The following is a 26,701-nucleotide window of genomic DNA, read 5'->3' as shown; positions in this document are numbered from 1 at the left end:
TCAGCTCTTTTCTTTTTTAAGTGAAAGACAGTAAGATAGCTCTTCTTCCGTTAGTTCACGGTATTCTCCTTTAATAAGTGTTCCATCAAGTTGCAGTTCACCCATGCTTAAACGTTTTAGATAAGTCACTTTCTTCCCTACTGCTTCAAACATTCTTTTGACCTGGTGATATTTTCCTTCTGTAATGGTCAGTTCAATTTCAGAGATGTCTCCCGCTTGAAGAATGATAAGTTCTGCTGGTTTCGTTTTATATCCATCTTCAAGCACAATTCCTCGTTTGAATAAAACAATATCTTCATCTGTTACAAGGCCAGAAACCCTTGCAGCATATGTTTTTTTTATTTTCTTCTTTGGTGATGTTAACTGATGAGCAAGCTCTCCATCATTAGTCAATAGCAATAGACCTTCTGTATCTTTATCAAGTCGTCCAACAGGAAATGGGTTGAAGTGCTGGTGGCTCTCACTTAGTAGATCTACAACTGTTCTTTCCTTGTCATCAACCGTTGCGGAGATACATCCCTGTGGCTTATGTAACATGATATAAAGATACTTTTGATACTGAACACTTTTTCCATTCACTATAATGATATCCTTAGCCGGATCAACATGTACACTGCCATCTTTTTGAACTAGATCATTAACCGTTACCTGTTTCTTTTTAAGTAAACCCTTAACGTCCTTTCGACTACCAAACCCTGTATTTGCTAATAGTTTATCAAGTCGCATAAACAAATCTCCTTACTTAAAAATTCGGTCCAATACACGAACACGATCTCCAAGCGTTCGTGCCAACAGTGTTGATTTGTAAGCAAACCATAAATAAACCAGTCCACCAACACCAACACTGATTAATAACATTAGAACAGCTGCCCATCTACTTTCTTCATAAGGAAGAAACAATCCGCCTATTATCTTCATAATCCAGATAACTACAACCATGATCATCGTAAAAATCAAAATTAACAATGTGCGCTTATACACCTGTTTGAATGAAAACTGAACGGATTGATGAACACGCAATAAGTTTAAAATAACTGCTATGCCTACCGCTAGCCCTGTCCCAAATATGGCACCTTTTGCTCCAAACATATGGATCAACTGGATATTAAAAAGTACCTTAACTAATAAACCTGCTGACAAACTTACAACAGCAAATCGTTGTTGATTAATCCCCTGTAAAATCGAAGCAGACACTGTAAACAATGCAAACAGTAATGCTACAGGTGCATACCAGCCTAATAAAGGTCCAGTTAATCCAATGTTATTCAATCCATATAAAGAACCATAGGCAACATCAGACAATACAGATAACCCAACAGCAGCAGGAATAACTAATACAAGCACAATTTGCAATGCTTGATTGATCTGCTGATATAATAATGGACGATTATTTTGTGTGAATGTCTTAGTTAAAGCGGGAAGAATAGCTAATGATAGTCCTGTAGCAATCGTAACAGGAATAATGATTAACTTATGTCCGTAAAAACTAATCGCGGAAAATGCTGTCACTGCTATGTCACTCTGTCCAATTGCAACCATTGCCCGGTTAAATGTGAATTCATCAACCAATTGATACAACGGTGTCGCAATACCAACTAAGACAAATGGACCAGCATACCGGAATAACTCAATAAAGAGATCTTTCGTCGGAATTTCATGTGTAAAACGTTGCTGTTGTAATTGTATGTCGATATGTGGTTTTCGTTTACGCCAATAAATCCACAAGACAAAACAAGACGCCAGAGCACCGATAAATGCAGCAAATGTTGCAAATCCAACTGCTACAGGAATAGTTCCATCAAAAATATGCATTACAATAAAAACAGATACGAGCAAAAACACAATCCGAACAATTTGCTCAATCACTTGAGAAACAGCTGTAGGCCCCATTGATTCATACCCTTGAAAAAATCCTCTAACAATACTCATTGCCGGTATGAGCAATAAAGCAAAACTAACCATACGAATGACAGACGCAACATCCTCAACAGAGTTTGCTAAATCATCATCCGTTATAATCCACGGTGCCAGCAAATCAGCTCCAAAAAATAGTGCTAAGAAGGCAATAAATCCAGTAAAAGCCATGAGGGATATGCCTGCCCGAAACATGCGCATGCCTGTTTGATAATCATCTAATGAATTATATTTAGAAACAAATTTGGAAACGGCTAAAGGTACACCGACTGTAGAAATACTAATTAAAATATTATACGGGATATACGCATATTGGAACAACGCCCCGCCCTGATCTCCAACTATTTCATTAAAAGGAATAACATAAATCATTCCTAATAATTTTGATAAAAATGTCGCACCCGTAAGTAACATGGTGCCTCTGACGATATTGTTCGACATTATTTCACCTGCGTCTTCATATTATTTCTATCCTAAATTATTCTATCATAGATAAGCCCTGGTAGGATAAAGTTTCCTTATATATATTCGTTTATTTCTTTGCTAAACGCACGTCTCATAAAAAATAGGAATTTTAGTTAAAAAATGATAAGCTAATTCAGAAAGGAATGAGGATAGTTGTCATATGATGTAATTGTAATTGGTGGAGGTCCTTCTGGATTAATGGCTTCGATCGCTGCAGCCGAGAATGGGGCCAAAACGATGTTAATTGAAAAAGGAAAAAAATTAGGAAAAAAGCTCGCAATTTCTGGCGGTGGACGTTGTAATGTCACAAACAAACTTCCACAAGATGAAGTGATTAAGCACATCCCTGGAAACGGAAAATTTTTATATAGTCCATTTTCTGTTTTCAATAACTATGATATCATTGATTTTTTTGAAAATATGGGAGTAAAACTAAAAGAAGAGGATCATGGACGAATGTTTCCGGCCTCGAATTCAGCAAAAACGGTTGTTAATGCATTAATAAACAAACTTCATGATTTACAGGTTGAAATTAGGATGAATACAATTGTGAACGCTGTTCACTATGATGAAAAGAAACATACCATCATTTTATCAGATCACGATAAGGTCCAAACAACATCCGTCGTAATCGCTGTTGGTGGAAAAGCCGTCCCACATACCGGTTCAACTGGTGATGGATATGCATGGGCAAAAAAAGCTGGACACACGATCACCGATTTATACCCAACTGAAGTTGCATTAACATCAAACGAAAATTTCATCAAAAGTAAATCTTTACAAGGGCTTTCATTACGGGATGTCGCATTATCCGTGTTAAATAAAAAGCAAAAACCGATTATCACCCACCAAATGGATATGCTGTTTACCCATTTTGGTGTATCAGGTCCTGCCGTTTTGCGCTGTTCTCAATTCGTTGTCAAGGAGTTAAAAAAAGGCAGAGATCAGGTTCCAATGGTCTTAGATGTTTTACCAAACGAAAATGAACAACAATTGGTTAACAGAGTCTGGGAAGATATGGATAACCACCCGAAAAGAACAGTCAAAAATATGCTGAAAGGAATTATTCCAGAACGATTACTAATTTATATCCTTACTAAGAATAATGTACATGAAGAAGAAAAAACAGCCAACATTTCAAAAGATACAGTTCGTTCCATTATTTATGATATGAAGCATTTTTCCTTTCATGTTAATGGATCACTGCCACTTGAAAAAGCATTCGTCACTGGCGGTGGCGTATCCATTAAAGAAATCGTACCAAAAACGATGCAATCAAAGATGATGGATAGGTTATATTTTTGTGGAGAAATATTAGACATTCATGGATATACGGGCGGGTATAATATCACTTCAGCGCTAGTAACTGGTAGGCTTGCGGGAACAAATGCCGCAAATGAAGCAGCCTATTAGATATAATACCACTTTTGGTATGTCATTCCTTGTATTTTTTATGTTACAAATGCCAACCTAATAATGTCTGGGGACAAAAATCAAGGGGGATCTGGGACTATGCAAAAGAATGGAATGTGGATACCTTTAATCGCTTCTGTTGGAGTTGGAGCAGCAACTTATTATTCGATGACCAAAAACAATCAGGGATTAGGTCAAACGATGGAAAAAATGGTTCCATTTGTTTCACAGATGGGCGCCAGTGGAAATAATAATGGAAACACTAATGGCAGTCAGGGAAATAGTCAAAACAACAGCCAAAAGTTAGGTCCCTTTGGAATGAGTTAGACGTGCAAAGCGTGTCACAAAAATGACACGCTTTTTTCAAGCAATAAATTTCATTATATACATTATAAGTCCTACAATTATATAGTGGGATAAAAAGTTTAGGAGGGATTTTCCATGGAATCACGTTTAGATTATTACTCAATTGCCCCTGAGGCTGCAAAAATAATGGTGCAATTTGAGAAATATGTGAAATCAACAAATCTTGATTCAACGTTACTGGAACTTGTCAAAACACGTGCCTCACAAATAAATGGCTGTGCATTTTGTTTGGATATGCATACAAAAGATGCACGGGCTAATGGGGAAACGGAACAACGTCTATATGCATTAAATGCCTGGAGAGAAACAGACTTTTATACCGAAAAAGAACGTGCAGCATTAGCGTTAACTGAAGCAATCACACAAATTTCCACTAATCACGTGACAGATGAATTATACAAAGACGTACGAGAACATTTCGATGAAAAGGATTTCGTTGATTTAGTTTATGCGATCAACACAATTAACAGCTGGAATCGCCTAGCAATAACAACGCGAGCTGTACCAGGTAAATACCAACCTGCAAAAAAATAAATTCATTAAATAAAAGCTGTCCTGAATCTATTTTAGTGCGTGTTCAAAAAGGAGGATAAAAAGGACCAAGAAGTTCGAGGCAGCGTAGCTTTGATTACCGGAACGTATGGTGTTAATACGTGAGGAACGGAAAAGCAAGCTAACGAAGAAATTCGATGTGTCATTTTTACCAGACTTTTTGAACATCCTTTTTTAGGACGGCTTTTTATTTATCAATACAATCATTACCATCACAAAAACTTCACAACTAAAACCGGCAACTTGTGATTGTTATCACAGAACTTGCTTGCAAGAAGTCCTATCATAACAATTGAAAGATAAAACGTTTCTTAGGAGTGATTACTGTGGAAAAAACGGTAGAAACATTCGATGGATGGTATGCTTTACATGATTTTCGAACAATTAACTGGGAAAAATGGCAACAAGTAAGTGAAACAGAAAGAAAATCAGCATTAGATGAGTTTAATGCATTACTTAAAGACTGGCAGCAAATAGAAGATGATAAACAAGGAAGCCATGCAATTTATTCAATCGTTGGTCAAAAAGCTGACATTATGTTTATGTTGCTTCGTCCAACAATGAAAGATCTAAACAAATTAGAAAACCAGTTCAATAAAACCGCACTAGCACATTATACGATTCCAGCCTTTTCATATGTTTCCATTATTGAAAAAAGCACCTACACAAAACGGCAGACTGATCCATATGAAGATCCTGCAATGCGTGCAAAACTATATCCGACAATCCCAAAAACGGAATATATTTGTTTTTATCCAATGAGTAAACAACGTGGTGAATCAACAAACTGGTTTACACTTTCAAAAGAAGAACGCGGACGTATGATGTTCGAGCACATTGCAACCAGTAAACATTATACTGATGATGTAAAGCGGATTATCACTGGTTCCATAGGATTTGATGATCACGAGTGGGGCGTATCATTATTTTGTGATGATGTACTTAAATTCAAAAAGTTGATTTATGATACTAGATTTGATGAAGTTAGTGCTAAATACGCTATTTTTGGAACCTTTTTCATTGGTATTTATTTACCTAATGAAGAAATGGATTCTTATTTTCAAATTTAATTAAGTTTTTCAAAAAGCAAAGATTAGCTTATATATGGTCTTTGCTTTTTTTATTCGATTAGGTTCCCTTAAATACTATGTTCAACGCTTTGTTTAAGAATATGTAAAAAGGGCAAGAATTACGATTCATCGTATTTCTTGCCCTTTAATTGCCTGGCGGCGTCCTACTCTTGCAGGGGCAATGCCCCAACTACCATCGGCGCTGGAGAGCTTAACTGCTGTGTTCGGCATGGGAACAGGTGTGACCTCTCCGCTATTGCTACCAGACCTACATCTTGTAAGTCATTCTTGTTTAAAATTAAAGATAAAATATATTATATGCATTTTCCGACGAAAATACAAGTATATTTGTACCCTAAAAACTAAATAAGAGTTTTTCAAGCAACGAATCAAAAAGAAATATAGTTAAGTCCTCGATCTATTAGTATCCGTCAGCTCCACGTGTTACCACGCTTCCACCTCGGACCTATCAACCTCATCGTCTCTGAGGGATCTTACTCACTAGAAGTGATGGGAAGTCTCATCTTGAGGGGGGCTTCATGCTTAGATGCTTTCAGCACTTATCCTTGCCACACGTAGCTACCCAGCTATGCTCCTGGCGGAACAACTGGTACACCAGCGGTGTGTCCATCCCGGTCCTCTCGTACTAAGGACAGCTCCTCTCAGACTTCCAACGCCCACGACGGATAGGGACCGAACTGTCTCACGACGTTCTGAACCCAGCTCGCGTACCGCTTTAATGGGCGAACAGCCCAACCCTTGGGACCGACTACAGCCCCAGGATGCGATGAGCCGACATCGAGGTGCCAAACCTCCCCGTCGATGTGAACTCTTGGGGGAGATAAGCCTGTTATCCCCGGGGTAGCTTTTATCCGTTGAGCGATGGCCCTTCCATGCGGAACCACCGGATCACTAAGCCCGACTTTCGTCCCTGCTCGACTTGTAGGTCTCGCAGTCAAGCTCCCTTCTGCCTTTACACTCTGCGAATGATTTCCAACCATTCTGAGGGAACCTTTGGGCGCCTCCGTTACCTTTTAGGAGGCGACCGCCCCAGTCAAACTGCCCGCCTGACACTGTCTCCGAACCGGATCACGGTCCTGGGTTAGAATGTCCGTACAGCCAGGGTGGTATCCCACGGGTGCCTCCACCGAAGCTAGCGCTCCGGTTTCCAAGGCTCCCACCTATCCTGTACAAGCTGTACCAACATTCAATATCAGGCTACAGTAAAGCTCCACGGGGTCTTTCCGTCCTGTCGCGGGTAATGCGCATCTTCACGCATAGTATAATTTCACCGGGTCTCTCGTTGAGACAGTGCCCAAGTCGTTGCACCTTTCGTGCGGGTCGGAACTTACCCGACAAGGAATTTCGCTACCTTAGGACCGTTATAGTTACGGCCGCCGTTTACTGGGGCTTCGGTTCTACGCTTCGCGCCAATGGCGCTAACGCTTCCCCTTAACCTTCCAGCACCGGGCAGGTGTCAGCCCCTATACTTCGCCTTTCGGCTTCGCAGAGACCTGTGTTTTTGCTAAACAGTCGCTTGGGCCTATTCACTGCGGCTCCATGTAAATGAAGCACCCCTTCTCCCGAAGTTACGGGGTCATTTTGCCGAGTTCCTTAACGAGAGTTCTCCCGATCACCTTAGGATTCTCTCCTCGCCTACCTGTGTCGGTTTGCGGTACGGGCACCTGTGACCTTGCTAGAGGATTTTCTTGGCAGTGTGGAATCTGGAACTTCGGTACTCTAGTTCCCTCCCCATCACAGCTTGAAATTGTTGGACGGATTTGCCTATCCAACTTTCTAACTGCTTGGGCGCACACATCCATCGGTGCGCTTTCCATATCCTTCTGCGTCCCCCCATCGCTAATAGCGGTCATGAGGTGGTACAGGAATATCTACCTGTTGTCCATCGCCTACGCCTTTCGGCCTCGGCTTAGGTCCCGACTAACCCTGAGAGGACGAGCCTTCCTCAGGAAACCTTAGGCATTCGGTGAAAGAGATTCTCACTCTTTTTTCGCTACTCATACCGGCATTCTCACTTCTAAGCGCTCCACCAGTCCTCACGGTCTGACTTCACAGCGCTTAGAACGCTCTCCTACCATTGTTCAAAGAACAATCCGCAGCTTCGGTGATACGTTTAGCCCCGGTATATTTTCGGCGCAGAGTCACTCGACCAGTGAGCTATTACGCACTCTTTAAATGATGGCTGCTTCTAAGCCAACATCCTGGTTGTCTGGGCAACTCCACATCCTTTTCCACTTAACGTATACTTTGGGACCTTAGCTGGCGGTCTGGGCTGTTTCCCTTTCGACTATGAACCTTATCACCCATAGTCTGACTCCCAAGTCTAAGTAGCTGGCATTCGGAGTTTGACTGAATTCGGTAACCCGATGAGGGCCCCTAGTTCAATCAGTGCTCTACCTCCAGTACTCTTTGCTTGAGGCTAGCCCTAAAGCTATTTCGGAGAGAACCAGCTATCTCCGTGTTCGATTGGCATTTCACCCCTACCCACACCTCATCCCCGCATTTTTCAACATACGTGGGTTCGGGCCTCCTGTCAGTGTTACCTGACCTTCACCCTGGACATGGGTAGATCACACGGTTTCGGGTCTACGACCGCATACTATATTCGCCCTGTTCAGACTCGCTTTCGCTTCGGCTCCGTGTCTTCCACTTAACCTTGCATACGATCGTAACTCGCCGGTCCATTCTACAAAAGGTACGCCGTCACCCATTAACGGGCTTCGACTACTTGTAAGCGCACGGTTTCAGGTTCTCTTTCACTCCCCTTCCGGGGTGCTTTTCACCTTTCCCTCACGGTACTGGTTCACTATCGGTCACTAGGGAGTATTTAGCCTTGGGAGATGGTCCTCCCAGATTCCGACGGAATTCCTCGTGTTCCGCCGTACTCAGGATCCACTCCGGAGGAAATTCCTTTTCGATTACAGGGCTCTTACCCGCTATGGCTGATCGTTCCAGATCGATTCATCTAAAGAATTTCTTGGTAACTCCAAAGGAGTGTCCTACAACCCCAGAAAGCAAGCTTTCTGGTTTGGGCTGATTCCGTTTCGCTCGCCGCTACTTGGGAAATCGCGTTTGCTTTCTCTTCCTCCGGGTACTGAGATGTTTCAGTTCCCCGGGTCTGCCTCTTGTATCCTATGTATTCAGATACAAATACTGCTCCATTACGAACAGTGGGTTCCCCCATTCGGAAATCCTCGGATCGAAGTCTACTTACGACTCCCCGAGGCATATCGGTGTTAGTCCCGTCCTTCATCGGCTCCTAGTGCCAAGGCATCCACCGTGCGCCCTTATTCACTTAACTATTATATTAAGATTAAGAACTTAAATTTGATGTCGTTGAATGTCTTACTCTTATTTAGTTTTCAAGGTACAAAGCGAGAGATTCACTCTCTCAAAACTGAACCAAACAACCAAGTACGCCCTTACCGAGGAGATCATCTGAAATGACCTCACTCCGCGTTCCTTCTAATAATCCTTAGAAAGGAGGTGATCCAGCCGCACCTTCCGATACGGCTACCTTGTTACGACTTCACCCCAATCATTGGCCCCACCTTCGGCGGCTGGCTCCAAAAGGTTACCTCACCGACTTCGGGTGTTGCCAACTCTCGTGGTGTGACGGGCGGTGTGTACAAGGCCCGGGAACGTATTCACCGCGGCATGCTGATCCGCGATTACTAGCGATTCCGGCTTCATGCAGGCGAGTTGCAGCCTGCAATCCGAACTGAGAATGGTTTTATGGGATTTGCTTGACCTTGCGGCTTCGCTGCCCTTTGTTCCATCCATTGTAGCACGTGTGTAGCCCAGGTCATAAGGGGCATGATGATTTGACGTCATCCCCACCTTCCTCCGGTTTGTCACCGGCAGTCACCTTAGAGTGCCCAACTTAATGCTGGCAACTAAGATCAAGGGTTGCGCTCGTTGCGGGACTTAACCCAACATCTCACGACACGAGCTGACGACAACCATGCACCACCTGTCACTCTGTCCCCGAAGGGAACACTCTATCTCTAGAGTTTGCAGAGGATGTCAAGACCTGGTAAGGTTCTTCGCGTTGCTTCGAATTAAACCACATGCTCCACCGCTTGTGCGGGCCCCCGTCAATTCTTTTGAGTTTCAGCCTTGCGGCCGTACTCCCCAGGCGGAGTGCTTAATGCGTTAACTTCAGCACTAAGGGGCGGAAACCCCCTAACACCTAGCACTCATCGTTTACGGCGTGGACTACCAGGGTATCTAATCCTGTTCGCTACCCACGCTTTCGCGCCTCAGCGTCAGTTACAGACCAGAGAGTCGCCTTCGCCACTGGTGTTCCTCCACATCTCTACGCATTTCACCGCTACACGTGGAATTCCACTCTCCTCTTCTGCACTCAAGCCCTCCAGTTTCCAATGACCGCTCGTGGTTAAGCCACGAGATTTCACATCAGACTTAAAAGACCGCCTGCGCGCGCTTTACGCCCAATAATTCCGGACAACGCTTGCCCCCTACGTATTACCGCGGCTGCTGGCACGTAGTTAGCCGGGGCTTTCTGGTTAGGTACCGTCAAGGTACCGCCCTATTCGAACGATACTTGTTCTTCCCTAACAACAGAGTTTTACGATCCGAAAACCTTCATCACTCACGCGGCGTTGCTCCGTCAGACTTTCGTCCATTGCGGAAGATTCCCTACTGCTGCCTCCCGTAGGAGTCTGGGCCGTGTCTCAGTCCCAGTGTGGCCGATCACCCTCTCAGGTCGGCTACGCATCGTTGCCTTGGTAAGCCATTACCTTACCAACTAGCTAATGCGCCGCGGGCCCATCTGTAAGTGATAGCAGAAGCCATCTTTCAACTTCTCCTCATGCGAGAAAAAGTATCATCCGGTATTAGCCTCGGTTTCCCGAAGTTATCCCGATCTTACAGGCAGGTTGCCCACGTGTTACTCACCCGTCCGCCGCTCGATCCACAAGCATCCACCCGAAGGCTTCAGCAAGTTTCACGCGCTCGACTTGCATGTATTAGGCACGCCGCCAGCGTTCGTCCTGAGCCAAGATCAAACTCTCCAAAAAAGTTTGTATGTGATTAACACCGATCAATCACATCTCAATGTCTTAGCTTTTAGAAGTGTTACCTTCTAGTTTTTTAAAAGAAAAACGGTTTGTGTTTTTCTTGACATACTGGTTGTTTTGTTCAGTTTTCAAAGAGCAAATATTCAGCTGCTTATCTCGACAGCGTTATTAATTATAACACTCATGATAATGATTGTCAATAATACAAAGTTTATCATTTTAATTCATAATGTGTCGCTGTTTTTCAGCAGCAAAATATATAATACGCTCCTCAAAGATAAAAGTCAACACATATTTTCACTTTTTTTATCAAAAGCACCTAGCATAAAAATCATCAACTAAAAACTACTAGTTATTATAGAATAACTTCTCCATCCCACTCTAACATTCCACCAGCCATACTAGACACATTAAATCCATGTTCATCCATATATAAGGCGGCATTCATACTTCTTCCTCCAGATCTGCATACAAGAACATAATGTTTATTTTTATCTAAATCTTTAATCGCTTGCGGAATCTTATTTAGTGGAATGTGCTTTGCATGTTCAATCATTCCTTGAGCTACTTCTTCATCCTCCCGTACATCGATAATAACGGCATTTGTATCTTTCTCCATCACTTCTTCTACTTCATGTGGTGTTAGTTCATTGATATGATCCATTATTTCAATCCTTTCCAAACAATATTTTCACTATTCATCATACGTTCGTCATGAATAACATGCAAGCAGATAACACAAAATAACTTTACATTACCAATGAATGGAGACAAACAATGAAACGAATTACGCTACTCCTGTTATTTTTATCTCTTTATTTTTCATTACCCGTTTCTGCCGTTACAGAAACAAATAATCAAAAAACAATATTGATTGAATCTTATAAAGAGGATGTTACCGGTGATGGGCAAAAAGAAGAAATTCAATTAAGTGGTATCCTGTTTAGTACGGATAGTGGATATTTCCATAATATATGGGCAGATATTAAAGGGCCGCAAAAAAAGCAATGGAAAATTAACTACGAAGGTGGGTATAAACCATCACTTCAATTTAAAGATTTAAATCATGATGGTGTTCGTGATCTATTGTTTCAAAGTGATTCAGGGGGAAATAGTGATTTTCACTTTTATCAAATTAATACATTAAAAATGGAAAAACTTAAGAAGCTATCATTACCAAAATCAATTTCCATATCAGGGAGTTTTCAAAATGGGTTTAAAGCAACTTTAAAACTTGATCCGAATAAGAAACCGATAAAAATGGACCTTCAGAACCGAGCATCAGAATATATCCGTTCTGGAATTTATGATGAACAAGGAAAATTACTAAATGAAATGAAGCTTATGATTGAACCTATTTCATTCTTTGAACCAACGTTTATTAGTAAAAGTAAAGGATACGGATTAAAAAGTTATCAGCAAGTTAGTGGGACTTCTCATATAGATCAACTTGGCACAATTGAAATATTATGGTATTTCGAGGATAATAAATGGATTAAACTGAAACAAAAATGGCGATCTGAAAGCAACAATTGAATTAACAATCAGCTAACATATAAATAGATCAAGTCACGGTTTTCGTTTTGTTAAAATCGTGGCTTTTTATTTTCTTTCGATCGCATAATTTTACAATCAATCCAATTCTTTTCTAATATATTGATAGGCGTATTTCAACAAATATTAAATAAAGAAGGAATATGTATGGCAAAATTTATTATTATTGGTGCAGGCATATTGGGTGCTACTACTGCATATCAGCTTGCTCGAACAGGTGCCGAGGTCACGATAGTAGAACGTAACAATGATGGAAGGGCAACAGATGCAGCGGCAGGCATTGTGTGTCCATGGTTATCACAACGCCGAAATAAGGCATGGTATCATTTAGCAAAAGGTGGAGCTCGAATATATCCTCACCTTATCAAGCAACTTGCAGAGGACGGTGAAGAAGAAACTGGTTATGCCCGGGTTGGAGCGATTTCGATTCATACAAACGAAGATAAATTAATTGCTATGAAACAACGGGCATTAAAGCGTCGGGAAGAAGCGCCAGAAATTGGTGATATTACATTACTTGATTCCTATCAAACGAAAAAAACGTTCCCATTGCTTGCGGATGGGTATGGATCAATCCATGTAAGTGGCGCTGCACGTGTTAATGGACGCGCACTACGAAATGCCCTATTAAATGGTGCCAAAAAACATGGTGCAACGATTATCGATGGGGATGCCCAGTTGCTATATAAAGGGAGACAAGTTACTGGTGTTAACGTCAATGACAAACCACTATTTGCTGACACTGTTATTGCAACTAATGGCGTTTGGATGAATGAACTATTAAAGCCCTTAAATATTACATTTAATGTCACTTCACAAAAAGCACAAATCATGCATTTAAAAATGGCTGAATCTACCAATACTGCAAATTGGCCAGTTGTGATGCCGCCAAACGATCAATACCTTGTTACATTTGACGATAATCGAATTGTCGTTGGTGCAACACACGAAAATGATGTTGGCTTAGATTATCGTACTACTGTTGGTGGAATCAATGAAATTTTATCGAAAGCTTTAGATGTTTTTCCCGGTTTAGCAGAGAGTTCCGTGCTTGAAACTAGAGTTGGTTTTCGGCCGTTCACACCAGGGTTCCTTCCCGTAATAGGACCGCTACCCAATTATAATGGACTTATTCTCGCTAATGGTCTGGGTGCTTCTGGTCTAACGATGGGGCCATTTATTGGTACTGAATTAGCTAACTTAGCACTTGGAAATAAATTGACGATTGATATCAAAGATTACAATGTTGCTGGGGCTATAAAGTGATATTTCATTTACTTGATTAACAAAATTTAAATGAGGCACTTATAATAACTGCCCAAATTAAAAAGGATCTCTACCGTTACTGATAGAGATCCTTACTTCATTTAATTTGCTACAATATTTACAAGTTTTCCCGGAACAACAATTACCTTTCGTACTGTTTTTCCTTCAAGCCATTCCTGTATCTTCTCATTTTCAAGTGCCTGCTTTTCCAAGTCATCCTTGGTAATATCTTTAGCAACACTCATTTTTGAACGAACTTTACCCATTACCTGCAAAACAATTTCAATTTCATCTTCGGTTAGTTTTGCTTCATCAAAAATTGGCCATCCTTCATAACTAATTGTTTCCGTATGACCTAATTTGCTCCACAATTCTTCACTGACATGTGGTGCTACAGGAGAAAGTAATTTTACAAACCCTTCCACATACGCTTTTGGAAGCTTATCTGCTTTGTAACCTTCATTCACAAATACCATCATTTGAGAAATACCCGTGTTAAAATGTAAGTTTTCAAAGTCCTCGGTAACCTTTTTAATCGTTTCATGGTATACCTTATCTAACGAAGAATCACTTCCATCAGTTGTAATTTTTTCCGAAAGTGCTCCATCTTCATTGACGATCAAGCGCCAAACACGGTCAAGGAATCGGCGTGCACCATCCAATCCATTTGTTGACCATGCAACTGCTGCATCAAGTGGACCCATGAACATTTCATACAACCTTAGTGTATCTGCACCGTGAGATCCTATAATTTCATCCGGGTTGACCACATTCCCTTTTGATTTACTCATTTTTTCATTGCCTTCCCCAAGTATCATTCCCTGGTTAAACAATTTCATAAATGGTTCTTTCGTTGGTACTACCCCAATATCGTATAAAAATTTATGCCAAAAACGGGCGTAAAGCAAGTGTAATACCGCATGCTCCGCCCCACCAATATATACATCAACAGGCAACCATTCTTTTAGCGCTTCAGGATCGGCAAGTTTTTCCGGGTTGTCTGGATCAACAAAACGCAAGAAATACCAGCAGCTTCCTGCCCATTGTGGCATTGTATTTGTTTCGCGGCGGCCTTTCATTCCTGTTTTAGGATCTACAACATTAACCCATTCCTCACTATTTGCTAACGGCGATTCACCGGTACCGGATGGTTTTATTGCTGTCATTTGTGGTAATTCAAGTGGCAACTCCTCTTCCGGCACTGCACTCATAGTACCGTCTTCCCAATGGATGATCGGGATTGGTTCTCCCCAATAACGCTGTCTAGAGAAAAGCCAATCGCGCAAACGATACGTTACTTTCTTTATACCATGATCATTTGTCTCAAGCCATTCGATCATTTTTGCAATAGCAGCTTCTTTATTTAATCCATTAAGGAAATCAGAGTTAACATGATCACCATCACCTGTGTATGGTTCTTCAGAAATATTGCCACCTGCAACTACTTCCACAATTGGCAGTTCAAATTTTGTTGCAAATTCATAGTCACGTTCATCGTGCGCTGGAACTGCCATAATTGACCCAGTACCATATGTTATCAATACATAATCGGCAACCCAAATTGGCATTTTTTCTTTGGTTGCCGGATTGATTGCATATGCCCCTGTAAATACACCTGTTTTATCTTTTGCTAAGTCAGTTCTTTCCAAATCAGATTTTGTTTGCACCTCATCAAGGTAAGCTTCTACAGCATCGTTTTGCTCGTCAGTTACGATTTTTTTCACCAATGGATGTTCTGGTGCTAAAACTGCATAAGTTGCACCGAAAAGTGTATCCGGTCTAGTAGTGAAAACTGTTATTTCCTCATCATGGCCATCTATAGCAAACGTTACTTCGGCTCCCTCTGAACGACCGATCCAGTTGCGTTGCATATCCTTAATGCTTTCTGACCAGTCCAGTTCTTCCAAATCCTCAAGCAATCTATCAGCATAAGCAGTGATTTTAAGCATCCATTGTTTCATTGGTTTACGTACAACTGGATGGCCCCCACGTTCACTTTTACCATCGATTACTTCCTCGTTAGCAAGGACTGTCCCAAGTGCTGGACACCAGTTCACTGCTACTTCATCCATATAAGCTAGCCCTTTTTCATAAAGCTTCGTAAAAATCCACTGGGTCCATTTGTAATAATGTGGATCAGTTGTATTAACTTCCCGATCCCAATCATAAGAAAATCCTAGTTCTTGAATTTGCCTGCGAAATGTATCGATGTTCTTTTTGGTAAATTCAGCAGGACTGTTTCCTGTATCAAGCGCATATTGTTCAGCTGGCAAGCCAAATGCATCCCAGCCCATTGGATGCAATACTTCATAACCTTGCATTCGCTTCATTCGTGAAAAAATATCTGTTGCTGTATAACCTTCCGGATGCCCTACATGTAATCCGGCTCCTGATGGATAAGGAAACATGTCTAATGCATAAACCTTATCTTTGTTTGAATACGTATTTGTCTTAAATGTTTTGTTTTCTTTCCAGTACGCTTGCCATTTCTTCTCAATTTCCCGATGATTAAAACTCATCTGTTTTTCCTCCTTGTCGCGAAGTATGCCCTATATAGAAAAAGCTCCTCATCCCTAAATAGGGACGAGAAGCTATATCTCCCGTGGTACCACCCAAATTAACGTAAAAACATACGTTCACTTTGTTTCCTTAACGCGGATTCACGGTAAGAACTACTTCCATTTCGCTCTTACAACTTAAAGGCGAGTTCATAAACTTATCAAGAACAGTTTGCACCAACCACTGTCTCGCTAAACTTGAATAAATTTATTACTACTCCTTCGCATCGCTATTTTCATTATTATATCGAATTTTAATTAATTAAAACTGCTTTGTCAAGGAAACAAGCAAAATTAACTTCATTTACCCTAACATATGGCTCATTACGCGTAACTGCCACTTTCTGTATCAAATAAATTGTTGCAATTCCGGCTAAGCACACTGACAAAACTTTATGCTAAAATTAACGTTCATACTAATGTAAAAGGAATGACAGATTATGATTAAAAATATTATTGCCTTTTCACATCAATTGTTGCTTGAGTCAGTGCAAGAAGGGGATATTGTAATAGATGCAACAGCTGGGAACGGACATGACACGCTTTTTCTCAGTCAGCTAGTCGGAGAAAATGGTTCTGTACTGGCGTTTGATATTCAAGCTGAGGCAATTGCTGCGGTAAAGCTTAAGGTGGCGGAACAACAGATCAGGAATACGCGTATTATTCATGAAAGTCATGAACATGCAGTAGCATATTTAAACGAAACAGAGCAAATTGGTGGCGTCATTTTCAATTTAGGTTACTTACCCGGAAGTGATAAATCAATTATTACCCATGGTGAGTCAACCATCAAGGCCCTAACCGGCATGTTACAATTTTTGAAAAAAGGCGGGGTAATCGTCTTAGTAGTTTATCACGGCCATGAAGGCGGAGTTCAAGAAAAAGACGCCATTCTTAACTATGCTTCCAAGTTACGTCAACAAGAATTTAACGTATTACAATATGGATTTATCAACCAAAGGAATACCCCGCCATTTATTATTGCCATTGAGAAAAAATAACGTCCGCGCGAAGGGACCCTAACCCAATAACCTAGAACAGAATTTTATCCAATTAATGACGATTCAATGCGCAAACTATGCCTTGAATCGTTTTTAATCAAATAAACGGTGATACATTTTCGTGTTCCAATGAAAAAACCTTGCCTTTCGCCCGCTTGCCTGTAATAAAGCGTTTGTCATCTCTTTTCCGCCATCAAGTTTTTTTACCTTAGGGTCTGCTAAATATAATCCCACTAATCCACGATGGACAAGTTGGTGAAATTCACGATCCACTAAAGATTGAACTTGTTTTTCCGTTTGTTCCATAAAATAAACAAAACGCTCGATCATTTTTTCCCGAGTCGGATAATAGCTGCAAAAATTCAGATCCCCTTCCCGCTCGTCTTCTAACTGATCAATATAATAATCCAACAAAATATGTAATGCCTGCATATTGGGAAAATAGCTGTAATAAATCTGATGGGTCAATTTTGACGTTATTTCCCCTCCTAGCGTGTAGGAAACAAGACAGAAAATGCCCAACGTTGAACCGGCAGCTGCTGCGAATTCGTACCAACTTAAGGATTCACGATTATTCGTATTATACCAATTAACTAGGCGCGGAATCCGTTCATCAAGGCGGACATGCTTGTGAACCTGAAGATCACCATACATCCGTTCCAGCATAAGCACCTTATCTTGAATAATCGAATAACCATCCAACTTGCTTACAATTTGTTGACATGTTTGAACAAGTTCAGCCAAATACCCTTCATCTTCCTGATCTTCCCGTAATTCATAATAATTTTTAAGCGAATTCCCCGGTGTCAACGCATCAATCATAGACTGATGTAACAAGCGAAAGTCAGCCGGGTCCATCGATGTACTGCGGTCACACAAATTATCCAGGTAATCACTAATCGTTTGGTATGCTACGATAAAACGAATTGCTTGCTTCCATTTATCCCCTGCCAACAAAGCATAAACAGCTCCTCCCTGACAATGAAATCGTTTGGAGGCTATACTAGCAAGCGCTTGTGTACGCAGTTCCTCATTTGGTATTTGTTCAGCACGTTTTGTCCAATAAACTAATTCCTGTTTCACCGCCGGGAATATTTTACGATATACTGCCGTCATTAATGTTACTGCGGTATGTGGTACATGTTTTCCCAAACCTTTTTCCTCCGTTCCGAAAAGACCAGACACCATTCATTTAGAAAAATTTGTTATACTACCTATATCATCATATTTTTTACATAGGTTCAACTTTGGAGGTTTTTAACATGATTAGCCACTATAAAGATAGTAAACCAAAAATCGACAAATCTGTTTTTCTCGCAAAAGACGCTTCTATCATCGGTGATGTCACGATTGGCGAACAATCAAGCATTTGGTTCAATACCGTTATTCGGGGGGATGTTGCTCCGACACAGATTGGCAAACGAGTAAGTATTCAAGATCTATCCATGGTCCACCAAAGTCCAGGTAACCCCGCCATTGTTGAAGATGACGTAACAGTTGGTCATCAGGTTACATTACATGGCGCGACCATTCGAAAAAACGCCCTAATTGGTATGGGTTCGATTATATTGGATGGCGCAGAAGTTGGAGAAAATGCTTTTATTGGAGCTGGAAGTCTGGTCCCCCCAGGCAAAAAAATTCCGCCACATTCCTTAGCGTTAGGCAGACCAGCCAAAGTAGTCCGCAGCCTGACGGAAGAGGATTATACAGAAATGGATCGAGTCCGCAAATCTTATGTAGAAAAAGGCCAATACTATAAACAGCATACAGATTTAGGTATTGATTTTTAGGTTTCATATTCGTAAAAAAGTGCCGATATAAATGGTATGACAGTTAAATACTATAGGAGTGTACAAAATGCACATTACACTATTCTTCATCTCCTGTTTAATTGCAATCTATTTTATATTTTTAGGTGAAAAAGTTTCAAAAAAATGGGTCAGTCGTTCATTTAAATTATATGCAGTTCTTTTTACAATTTCCGCGATCTTAATCGGTTCTACCTATATAAGTGAGCACAAAACGGCGTTTATTGCTGCAGCAAAAGAACTTTTACCAATTTCTAATGAACCAAAACTAGTTGAGCCTGCAGAAGCAATGGTCTCGCAGCGCACGATAAAAGAATCTGTTCGGTTACAAGCACCATTAATTGGCCAACTACCTGAGTTACCACGTGGCTGTGAAGTAACAAGCCTTGCCATGCTTCTTAACTATCACGATATTGATATGGGAAAAATGGAACTAGCAAAACAAGTAAAACAGGATCCAACACCATATAAGAAAACGGATAAAGGCGTTTATTTTGGTAATCCAAATAACGGTTTTGTTGGTGATATGTATTCCTTCACAACACCTGGGTTTGGGGTATATCACAAACCGATTATGGAACTGGCTGGACAGTATGCAGGTGAACGCGTTCTTGATTTTACGGGACAAGACTTCGGTGAAATTATCAACCAATTGAATCAGGAGCGTCCGGTTTGGGTAATTATAAATGCTACATATGACAAGCTTCCTGAAAAACAGTTTACGACATGGCAAACCCCAGACGGTCCAATTAACATTACAATGAAAGAGCATTCTGTGTTAATAACGGGCTATGATCAGGACTATATTTACTTTAACGATCCATTAAAACGAGATAAAAAAGCACCTATTGAGGAATTTAAAGCTGCATGGGTCCAAATGGGAAAACAGGCAATAACGATATTATAACCGTCATTGCCTGTTTTTTATAATGATATTTGGTTTAATATGAATCACATTTAACCGTTTATTTCGCTGAAACTGGGTCAACTGCAAAATCTGGTTTACTCAATTCAGCAATATCAAATTTATTTTCCACAAAAATTTGATGCCAAAGCATGAACATTAACACGGTCCAAATCTTCCGGCTGTAGTCACCTTTTCCTTGACAATGCGCTTCAAGCAGTTCAAGAATAAATGATTTATGCAGCAAGTGATCTGTCTGGCTTTCATGGATTAACTGTTTTGCCCAGCCATTCAACTCATTCTTTAGCCAATGACGAATAGGCACAGGAAAGCCGAGTTTTTTACGGTCAAGCACGTGATCTGGAATGATTCCACGTGATGCTTCACGTAAAATACTCTTTGTTGTCCCATTCGCAATTTTTAAGTTGACCGGTATTTCACTGGCGACACGGAATACCTCTTTATCCAAAAACGGCACACGCAACTCAAGTGAATTCGCCATTGTTGTCCGGTCCGCTTTTAGCAGAATATCCCCGCGCATCCAGGTATGAATATCAACGTACTGCATTTGATTAACCAATGGATAATCGGCAACATTATCAAATAACTTGCCAGTGATCTCGCGATAAGACAAATTTGCATTATAACGCTTTAATATTTGCTGTTTTTCTTCATCCTCAAACATTTTTGCATTGCCAATATAACGTTCGCGAAGTGGTGTTGTGCCGCGCTCTAGAAAACTTTTTCCTTTTACACCTTCAGGAAGCACGTCCGCAACCTTTGCTAATAGATTCTTGGCAGGTTTTGGAATGGAATGAAACATTTTTAATGACTCTGGTTCACGATAAATGTTATAACCGCCGAACAATTCATCCGATCCTTCACCAGATAATACAACCGTTACATGTTTCCGAGCTTCCCTAGCAACAAAATACAATGGAACACAAGCTGGGTCTGCCAGTGGATCATCCATATGCCACATAATTTTCGGCAGTTTTTCCACGTACTCCTCAGGTGAAATAATATACGAGATGTTTTCTACATTTAGTTTATCAGCCGTTTCTTTGGCAACATCAACTTCAGAAAAACCCTCCCGTTCAAAGCCTACAGAAAATGTTTTAATGTTCGGATTGAACTCCCTTGCCATCGCAACGATTAACGTAGAGTCAATACCACCTGATAAAAATGATCCAACTGGTACATCGCTTCGCATATGAACATTTACCGAATCATACATTACGTCCTGAATACGCTTGATCCAATCTTGTTTGTCCATTAAAACAGGATTAAATGTCGCATGCCAATAACGGGTAAAGGAGATTGCTTGACCAGGCTTTTTCACAAAATAATGACCTGGCTCCACTTTCTTAATTCCCGTTGTCATCGTCAATGGCTCCGGCACGAATTGGAAGCTTAAATAATGCTGCAATGCCTCATCACTAACTTCTTCATTTTCCATCATTAGTGTAATACTTTTTTTCTCTGAAGCAAAAATAGTACCCTCTTCTGTTTCCCGGTAAAATAATGGCTTAATACCGAATGGATCACGCGCGCCATAAAATGTTTCATTTTCCTTATCCCATACTAAGATGGAAAACATCCCACGTAGATAACTGAATGCCTGTTCTTTATGTTTGGCAAATAACGCTGCAATTACTTCGGTATCCGATTCTGTTGCGAACTGATATCCATCTTTGACTAAATCCTCACGTAATTCCACATAATTATAAATTTCGCCATTAAAAATAAGCCATATTTTTTCATCATTGTAGCTTAATGGCTGTTGGCCGCTTTCTATATCAATAATACTTAAACGTCTAAATCCAAATGATACATATTCATCATGAAAATAACCTTCATCATCTGGCCCTCTGTGGGTGATGATATTGTTTTGTTGTTCAAATAAATGGATTGCTTCTTCATTTGGCATACTCGGATGATTGCGGATCATCCCAATAAATCCACACATGGCTCTAGCCTCACTCTCAAGATTCGTAATTATACCTTTTAGAGTATATCATAAATGGTTTTTTATTTCGATATGGAAAGGAGCTGATTCACTATCAAGTAATTCCAACTCTTCAATCCAATCGATAGCATATTTTTCAGTATGTTCAACTTTTAAATATGTACAAGCAACTCACGTATACTGTACGAAAAACACAAATCACGCCCCCCATTTTTAGGAAGACGTGATTTTCATTTTAAAAACGATCTATTTTATTTCTCCGCTAATGCCTTCAATTCCGCTACCTTATCTGTTTTCTCCCATGGGAATAAGACATCTGTTCTGCCAAAATGTCCGTATGCGGCAGTGTTTTTAAAGATTGGCCGTTGCAAATCAAGCATACGGATAATGCCTGCCGGACGTAAATCAAATAATTCTCGAACTGCTGCAACGAGTTTTTCTTCCGTAACTGTTCCAGTACCGAATGTGTCAATCGCAATGGATACGGGTTCCGCAACGCCAATCGCATAGGCAAGCTGCACTTCACACGTTTTAGCAAGGCCTGCAGCAACAATATTTTTTGCTACATAACGAGCGGCATATGCTGCTGAGCGGTCCACCTTAGTCGAATCTTTTCCACTGAATGCTCCTCCGCCATGACGGGCATAACCACCATACGTATCAACAATTATCTTTCTTCCTGTTAGTCCAGCATCCCCTTGTGGTCCACCAATAACGAAGCGGCCGGTTGGATTGATGAAATATTTTGTTGTTTCATCTAGTAAATTTGCTGGTACAATCGGATGAATAACATGCTCAATTAAATCCTTTTCAATTTGTTCGGTTGAAATGTCCTGGTGATGTTGTGTAGAAATGACAATTGTATCTACTTTAACAGGATTGTCATTTTCATCATACTCTACCGTTACCTGTGTTTTTCCATCCGGACGTAAATAAGGTAGAATTTCATCTTTTCTTGCGTCAGCTAATCGTTTTGCCAATTTATGCGCGAGTGAAATCGGCAATGGCATCAATTCTTCTGTTTCATCACAAGCAAAGCCAAACATTAACCCCTGATCACCTGCACCGATCGCAGCGATTTCCTCATCAGACATCTTTCCTTGACGTGCTTCCAATGCAGTGTCCACTCCACCAGCAATATCTGCTGATTGTTCATCAATTGCTGTCAGTACTGCACATGTTTCAGCATCGAAACCAAACTTAGCTCTTGTGTAACCAATATCCTTTATTGTCTGTCTTACAATTGCTGGAATATCTACATACGTACTTGTTGAAATTTCCCCTGATACTAATACTAAACCAGTTGTCACCGTTGTCTCACAAGCTACTCGTGCATTCGGATCTTTTGATAAGATTTCATCCAAAATAGCATCTGAAATCTGGTCACAAATTTTATCCGGATGTCCCTCTGTTACCGATTCAGATGTAAATAAACGACGATTTGCAGCCATTGGCTTAAATCTCTCCCTTTATATCGTGGTACGGAACTCCTCTGTATTTATCAATTATATAAACTCCCTTTAAAACAAAAAAAGCCTTTCCTACTTGTATGAGGAAAGGAGTTGTGGCCTTTCGCTCTTATTGTTCAAGGAAATATCCTTGCATCAGATTAGCACCTTTTCACAAATGTGATGGTTGCTGGGGTTCATCGGGTCTGTCCCTCCACCAACTCTGAATAAGAGAGTGTCCGTTCACGTTTTATCGTACCGAAATCGTTGTGATGTGTCAACTTTTTCAAAGGACAGCACAACATTTTAAATAAAATAATATATTAGTATGGACTAATTAAATAAATGTGTTATACTAATAAACAGATTTAAAAGAAAACCGTTTCATGGCTCTATAAAAAAATCCATCAAAAAGGAAGGTATCATATATGAAATCGATGGAACGATCAACCGTATCGGATGAACTTTTAGCGCAAGGGAATATCCAGCACAATTTATCGGTACCTCAGCTAGTTGAAAAAATCTTAGCAAGGAACGAAGGAGTATTGACAGCAACAGGTGCAATTCAAGCAACAACAGGAAAATATACCGGACGTTCACCTAAAGATAAGTTTATCGTGAAAGATGACATTTGTGAACAGTTTATTGATTGGGGTCTTGTAAACCAAGCAATCGATGAAGATAAATTTAACCAGCTATACGAGAAAGTCATAGCTTATTTAAAAGATAAAAATGAATTGTATTCCTTTAAAGGATTTGCCGGTGCAGATAAAAAGCATCGTTTGCCAATTCAGGTAATTAACGAATATGCATGGCATAACTTATTTGCTAGACAATTATTCATTACACCAACTGAAGAAGAGTTAAAATCGCATCATGCTGAATTTACGGTGGTTTCTGCACCAACATATAAAGCAGACCCAGCAATTGACGGAACAAATTCAGAGACGTTTATTCTCGTTTCCTTCAAGCGACGGATTATTTTAATCGGCGGAACAGAATATGCGGGAGAAATTAAAAAATCAATTTTCTCTGTAATGAACTATTTACTACCACAAAAAAATGTACTTTCGATGCATTGTTCCGCGAACGTTGGTCAAGAAGGAGATGTTGCCTTGTTCTTTGGTTTATCCGGAACAGGTAAAACGACATTATCAGCTGACCCTTATCGCCGTCTGATTGGTGATGATGAGCATGGCTGGAGTCCTAATGGTGTGTTCAATATTGAGGGCGGTTGCTATGCAAAATGCATCAATTTGTCCAAGGAAAAAGAACCACAAATTTTCAACGCAATACGTTTTGGCTCTGTCCTGGAAAATGTCATCATTGACAAGGAATCTAGATTGCCGGATTATGACAACACTGTACTGACGGAAAATACCCGGGCAGCATACTCACTGGAAAACATTGATAATATTGTAACACCTAGTGTCGCTGGTCACCCAAACACGATTATCTTTTTAACTGCTGATGCTTCCGGTACATTACCACCAATCAGCAAGTTAACAAAAGAACAAGCGATGTACCATTTCTTAAGTGGATACACAAGTAAACTTGCCGGGACAGAACGTGGGGTTACAGAGCCACAAGCGACATTTTCGGCGTGCTTTGGTTCACCATTTCTACCGTTAGCACCGTCCACTTATGCTGAAATGCTTGGTGAAAAGATTGATCAGTTCCATTCTAATGTTTTCTTAGTAAATACAGGCTGGACTGGTGGTTCATACGGTGTTGGGAATCGCATGAAACTTTCGTATACAAGGGCAATGATACATTCTGCCTTGGAAGGTGAATTAAATACCGTTGAAACAGTAAAAGATGACATTTTCGGATTAGAAATGCCAATGCATGTTCCTGGTGTACCTGATGAAGTACTAATACCGAAAAACACCTGGGCTGACAAAACAGCCTATGATGAAGCAGCTAAAGTACTCGCAACTAAATTTCATGAAAACTTCAACAAATTCACGCAAGCAAGTGAAGATATTATGCAAGCAGGCCCTATTTACAAGCCTGAATAATAATTGTTTACTCATCCTTTATGGATATTTAATAGTTTCAAGAACAAGCAATGGCTTTGGTTAGTTGTCAGCTTGTTGTAAAACTGAAAAGCGAACTAGTCAGCATCATTCTGACAACCGGTCTCCATATGGAGGTCGGTTTTTTTATTTGGTAGCTTTTCTATGGATTGTTACTACTACTCTCCTTTCCACGGGTGACTAGTAAACCCAGCGTCAATGTTGGTGCATTTTAATTTCCTTTTCCCTAGGCGTTCACACATTTTCTACAAAAACATACACTATGTTGAAACACCCATTTGAAACGGAAAGGAACGATTTGCATGAGAAAATTAACGTATTTTATGCTCTTTTCCAGTATAATGCTCATTTTCCTAGCAGCTTGCGGCTCTAATCAAAAAGCCGAAAACACATCTATTAAACTTGCTGAAGTAACCCGTTCATTATTTTATGCACCACAATATGTTGCCATCGAAAAAGGGTTTTTTGAAGAAGAGGGATTAGATGTGGAACTCCAAACAACCTGGGGTGGTGATAAAACGATGACAGCTCTGTTATCAGATGGTGTAGATGTGGCTCTTGTTGGTTCTGAAACATCAATGTATGTTTACGGCCAGGATTCAAAAGACTATGCTGTTAATTTTGCCCAATTAACACAAACAGATGGTACATTTTTAGTTGCGAAAGACCCACACCCTGATTTCACGTGGGATGAACTAAAAGATAGTACATTTTTAGGCCAGCGCAAAGGTGGGATGCCACAAATGGTTGGTGAATTCGTACTTAAGCAACATGATATTGACCCACATGCAGACTTAAACTTATTACAAAATATTGAATTTGCCAATATCCCAGGTTCCTTTGTGTCTGGTGACGCAGAATATGTTCAACTATTCGAACCAACTGCAAGTATTTTTGAAAAAGAGGGAAAAGGCCATATCATTGCATCTTTTGGTGAAGAATCCGGCCAAGTGCCATATACCGTATTTATGGCAAAAAATAGTTATATTAGCGAGAACGAAAACGACATCAAGAATTTTACAAAAGCGGTATACAAAGCACAACAATGGGTTCAAGACAACGATGCTGAAGCGATTGCAAAGGTAATTCAGCCATATTTTGAGGATACAGATATTGAGATGCTAGCTTCATCGATTGAACGGTATAAAAATCAGGGATCTTTTGCTACTGATCCTATTTTAGATCAGGAAGAATGGAACAATCTAAAGGCGATTATGGAAGAAGCCGGGGAACTGCCAGAAGAAGTATCCTATGAAGATCTGGTAAATACAAAAATTGCTGAGGAAGTTATAGGTAAGTAGGAGGGAATTG

Annotated in this window: 18 protein-coding genes, 3 rRNA genes, 1 riboswitch and 1 other annotated feature; of the genes, 11 read left to right on the top strand and 10 right to left on the bottom strand. The window is 40.4% G+C overall.

From position 1 onward, the window contains the following. Complete coding sequence (locus C8270_RS10915; protein WP_106496855.1) at positions 1–726, bottom strand: pseudouridine synthase; 726 nt, start codon at positions 724–726, stop codon at positions 1–3. A 12-nt stretch (positions 727–738) separates the two neighbouring features. Beyond that, entirely contained in the window at positions 739–2,355 is a 1,617-nt protein-coding gene (locus C8270_RS10910) for a putative polysaccharide biosynthesis protein (protein ID WP_106496854.1), read from the bottom strand. Between the two features lie 177 nt (positions 2,356–2,532). Here C8270_RS10910 and C8270_RS10905 point away from each other — a divergent pair, with 177 nt between their 5' ends. The 4 genes from C8270_RS10905 to hemQ all read left to right on the top strand — a co-directional run bounded on the left by C8270_RS10905 (position 2,533) and on the right by hemQ (position 5,780). Beyond that, entirely contained in the window at positions 2,533–3,792 is a 1,260-nt protein-coding gene (locus C8270_RS10905; RefSeq protein ID WP_106496853.1) for an NAD(P)/FAD-dependent oxidoreductase, read from the top strand. Positions 3,793–3,891: 99 nt separating this feature from the next. Beyond that, positions 3,892–4,119 carry a hypothetical protein gene (locus tag C8270_RS10900; RefSeq protein WP_106496852.1) on the top strand — a complete coding sequence of 76 codons (228 nt, stop codon included), beginning with the start codon at positions 3,892–3,894 and terminating at the stop codon, positions 4,117–4,119. 114 nt (positions 4,120–4,233) lie between these two features. Further along, complete coding sequence (locus C8270_RS10895; protein ID WP_106496851.1) at positions 4,234–4,692, top strand: carboxymuconolactone decarboxylase family protein; 459 nt, start codon at positions 4,234–4,236, stop codon at positions 4,690–4,692. Positions 4,693–5,036: 344 nt separating this feature from the next. Further along, a complete protein-coding gene (hemQ, locus tag C8270_RS10890) occupies positions 5,037–5,780 on the top strand; it encodes a hydrogen peroxide-dependent heme synthase (RefSeq protein ID WP_106496850.1) in 744 nt (247 codons plus the stop codon). A 151-nt stretch (positions 5,781–5,931) separates the two neighbouring features. Here the strand turns inward: hemQ and rrf are convergent. From rrf to C8270_RS10870, 4 genes are all read right to left on the bottom strand, one after another. Continuing rightward, positions 5,932–6,047 (bottom strand): 5S ribosomal RNA (gene rrf / locus C8270_RS10885). Positions 6,048–6,181: 134 nt separating this feature from the next. Continuing rightward, positions 6,182–9,102: ribosomal RNA gene (locus C8270_RS10880) — 23S ribosomal RNA — on the bottom strand. Positions 9,103–9,280: 178 nt separating this feature from the next. Beyond that, positions 9,281–10,843, bottom strand: a 16S ribosomal RNA gene (locus C8270_RS10875). Together the 16S, 23S and 5S rRNA genes form the textbook arrangement of a ribosomal RNA operon. A 355-nt stretch (positions 10,844–11,198) precedes the next feature. Next, positions 11,199–11,507, bottom strand: a complete 309-nt coding sequence (locus tag C8270_RS10870) for a rhodanese-like domain-containing protein (protein ID WP_106496849.1) — start codon at positions 11,505–11,507, stop codon at positions 11,199–11,201. 113 nt (positions 11,508–11,620) lie between these two features. On the opposite strand from C8270_RS10870, the gene C8270_RS10865 reads away from it, so the two are divergent. After that, positions 11,621–12,379 carry an FG-GAP repeat domain-containing protein gene (locus C8270_RS10865; protein WP_106496848.1) on the top strand — a complete coding sequence of 253 codons (759 nt, stop codon included), beginning with the start codon at positions 11,621–11,623 and terminating at the stop codon, positions 12,377–12,379. A gap of 165 nt (positions 12,380–12,544) precedes the next feature. Beyond that, the gene (locus tag C8270_RS10860; RefSeq protein WP_106496847.1) at positions 12,545–13,663 is read left to right on the top strand and encodes an NAD(P)/FAD-dependent oxidoreductase; all 1,119 of its coding nucleotides are present in this window, start codon (positions 12,545–12,547) and stop codon (positions 13,661–13,663) included. Between the two features lie 101 nt (positions 13,664–13,764). Here the strand turns inward: C8270_RS10860 and leuS are convergent, their stop codons facing one another. Then, complete coding sequence (gene leuS / locus C8270_RS10855) at positions 13,765–16,182, bottom strand: leucine--tRNA ligase (protein ID WP_106496846.1); 2,418 nt, start codon at positions 16,180–16,182, stop codon at positions 13,765–13,767. 57 nt (positions 16,183–16,239) lie between these two features. Further along, positions 16,240–16,458, bottom strand: a binding site (T-box leader). 203 nt (positions 16,459–16,661) lie between these two features. On the opposite strand from leuS, the gene C8270_RS10850 reads away from it, so the two are divergent. Further along, positions 16,662–17,222 (top strand): tRNA (mnm(5)s(2)U34)-methyltransferase, encoded by a 561-nt coding sequence (locus C8270_RS10850; RefSeq protein WP_106496845.1) that lies wholly within the window; start codon positions 16,662–16,664, stop codon positions 17,220–17,222. 93 nt (positions 17,223–17,315) lie between these two features. Here the strand turns inward: C8270_RS10850 and C8270_RS10845 are convergent, their stop codons facing one another. Continuing rightward, positions 17,316–18,374: a tetraprenyl-beta-curcumene synthase family protein gene (locus tag C8270_RS10845; RefSeq protein WP_234028547.1), complete on the bottom strand. Its 1,059-nt coding sequence runs from the start codon at positions 18,372–18,374 to the stop codon at positions 17,316–17,318. Positions 18,375–18,484: 110 nt separating this feature from the next. Between C8270_RS10845 and C8270_RS10840 the strand changes: the two genes are divergently transcribed. Both C8270_RS10840 and C8270_RS10835 read left to right on the top strand, forming a co-directional pair. Next, on the top strand, positions 18,485–19,012 hold the full coding sequence (locus C8270_RS10840) for a gamma carbonic anhydrase (RefSeq protein WP_106496843.1): 528 nt from the start codon (positions 18,485–18,487) through the stop codon (positions 19,010–19,012). Between the two features lie 67 nt (positions 19,013–19,079). Next, positions 19,080–19,937, top strand: coding sequence for a C39 family peptidase (locus C8270_RS10835; RefSeq protein ID WP_199794672.1), 858 nt, complete (start codon positions 19,080–19,082; stop codon positions 19,935–19,937). Between the two features lie 58 nt (positions 19,938–19,995). Here the strand turns inward: C8270_RS10835 and asnB are convergent, their stop codons facing one another. Then, on the bottom strand, positions 19,996–21,903 hold the full coding sequence (gene asnB, locus C8270_RS10830; protein WP_106496842.1) for an asparagine synthase (glutamine-hydrolyzing): 1,908 nt from the start codon (positions 21,901–21,903) through the stop codon (positions 19,996–19,998). 251 nt (positions 21,904–22,154) lie between these two features. Beyond that, positions 22,155–23,354, bottom strand: coding sequence for a methionine adenosyltransferase (metK, locus tag C8270_RS10825; protein WP_106496841.1), 1,200 nt, complete (start codon positions 23,352–23,354; stop codon positions 22,155–22,157). A gap of 124 nt (positions 23,355–23,478) precedes the next feature. Next, positions 23,479–23,585: riboswitch (SAM riboswitch) on the bottom strand. A 194-nt stretch (positions 23,586–23,779) separates the two neighbouring features. Between metK and pckA the strand changes: the two genes are divergently transcribed. After that, complete coding sequence (pckA, locus tag C8270_RS10820) at positions 23,780–25,372, top strand: phosphoenolpyruvate carboxykinase (ATP) (protein WP_106496840.1); 1,593 nt, start codon at positions 23,780–23,782, stop codon at positions 25,370–25,372. A gap of 320 nt (positions 25,373–25,692) precedes the next feature. Then, complete coding sequence (locus tag C8270_RS10815) at positions 25,693–26,691, top strand: ABC transporter substrate-binding protein (protein WP_106496839.1); 999 nt, start codon at positions 25,693–25,695, stop codon at positions 26,689–26,691. Positions 26,692–26,701 lie beyond the last annotated feature (10 nt).

The sequence above is a fragment of the Lentibacillus sp. Marseille-P4043 genome (assembly GCF_900258515.1).
In the GTDB taxonomy this organism is placed as follows: Bacteria; Bacillota; Bacilli; order Bacillales; family Amphibacillaceae; genus Lentibacillus_C.
Note: the sequence above shows the minus strand (reverse complement) of the source record. Positions and strands in the feature narration are given on the sequence as shown.

Excerpts from the sequence above, each read along its gene's own strand:
- C8270_RS10835 (WP_199794672.1), top strand. The coding sequence starts at position 19,080 with ATGCACATTACACTATTCTTCATCTCCTGTTTAATTGCAATCTATTTT.
- C8270_RS10815 (WP_106496839.1), top strand. The coding sequence starts at position 25,693 with ATGAGAAAATTAACGTATTTTATGCTCTTTTCCAGTATAATGCTCATT.
- metK (WP_106496841.1), bottom strand. The coding sequence starts at position 23,354 with ATGGCTGCAAATCGTCGTTTATTTACATCTGAATCGGTAACAGAGGGA.
- asnB (WP_106496842.1), bottom strand. The coding sequence starts at position 21,903 with ATGTGTGGATTTATTGGGATGATCCGCAATCATCCGAGTATGCCAAAT.
- C8270_RS10895 (WP_106496851.1), top strand. The coding sequence starts at position 4,234 with ATGGAATCACGTTTAGATTATTACTCAATTGCCCCTGAGGCTGCAAAA.
- pckA (WP_106496840.1), top strand. The coding sequence starts at position 23,780 with ATGAAATCGATGGAACGATCAACCGTATCGGATGAACTTTTAGCGCAA.
- C8270_RS10900 (WP_106496852.1), top strand. The coding sequence starts at position 3,892 with ATGCAAAAGAATGGAATGTGGATACCTTTAATCGCTTCTGTTGGAGTT.
- C8270_RS10860 (WP_106496847.1), top strand. The coding sequence starts at position 12,545 with ATGGCAAAATTTATTATTATTGGTGCAGGCATATTGGGTGCTACTACT.
- C8270_RS10840 (WP_106496843.1), top strand. The coding sequence starts at position 18,485 with ATGATTAGCCACTATAAAGATAGTAAACCAAAAATCGACAAATCTGTT.
- C8270_RS10910 (WP_106496854.1), bottom strand. The coding sequence starts at position 2,355 with ATGTCGAACAATATCGTCAGAGGCACCATGTTACTTACGGGTGCGACA.
- C8270_RS10850 (WP_106496845.1), top strand. The coding sequence starts at position 16,662 with ATGATTAAAAATATTATTGCCTTTTCACATCAATTGTTGCTTGAGTCA.
- leuS (WP_106496846.1), bottom strand. The coding sequence starts at position 16,182 with ATGAGTTTTAATCATCGGGAAATTGAGAAGAAATGGCAAGCGTACTGG.
- C8270_RS10865 (WP_106496848.1), top strand. The coding sequence starts at position 11,621 with ATGAAACGAATTACGCTACTCCTGTTATTTTTATCTCTTTATTTTTCA.
- C8270_RS10870 (WP_106496849.1), bottom strand. The coding sequence starts at position 11,507 with ATGGATCATATCAATGAACTAACACCACATGAAGTAGAAGAAGTGATG.
- C8270_RS10915 (WP_106496855.1), bottom strand. The coding sequence starts at position 726 with ATGCGACTTGATAAACTATTAGCAAATACAGGGTTTGGTAGTCGAAAG.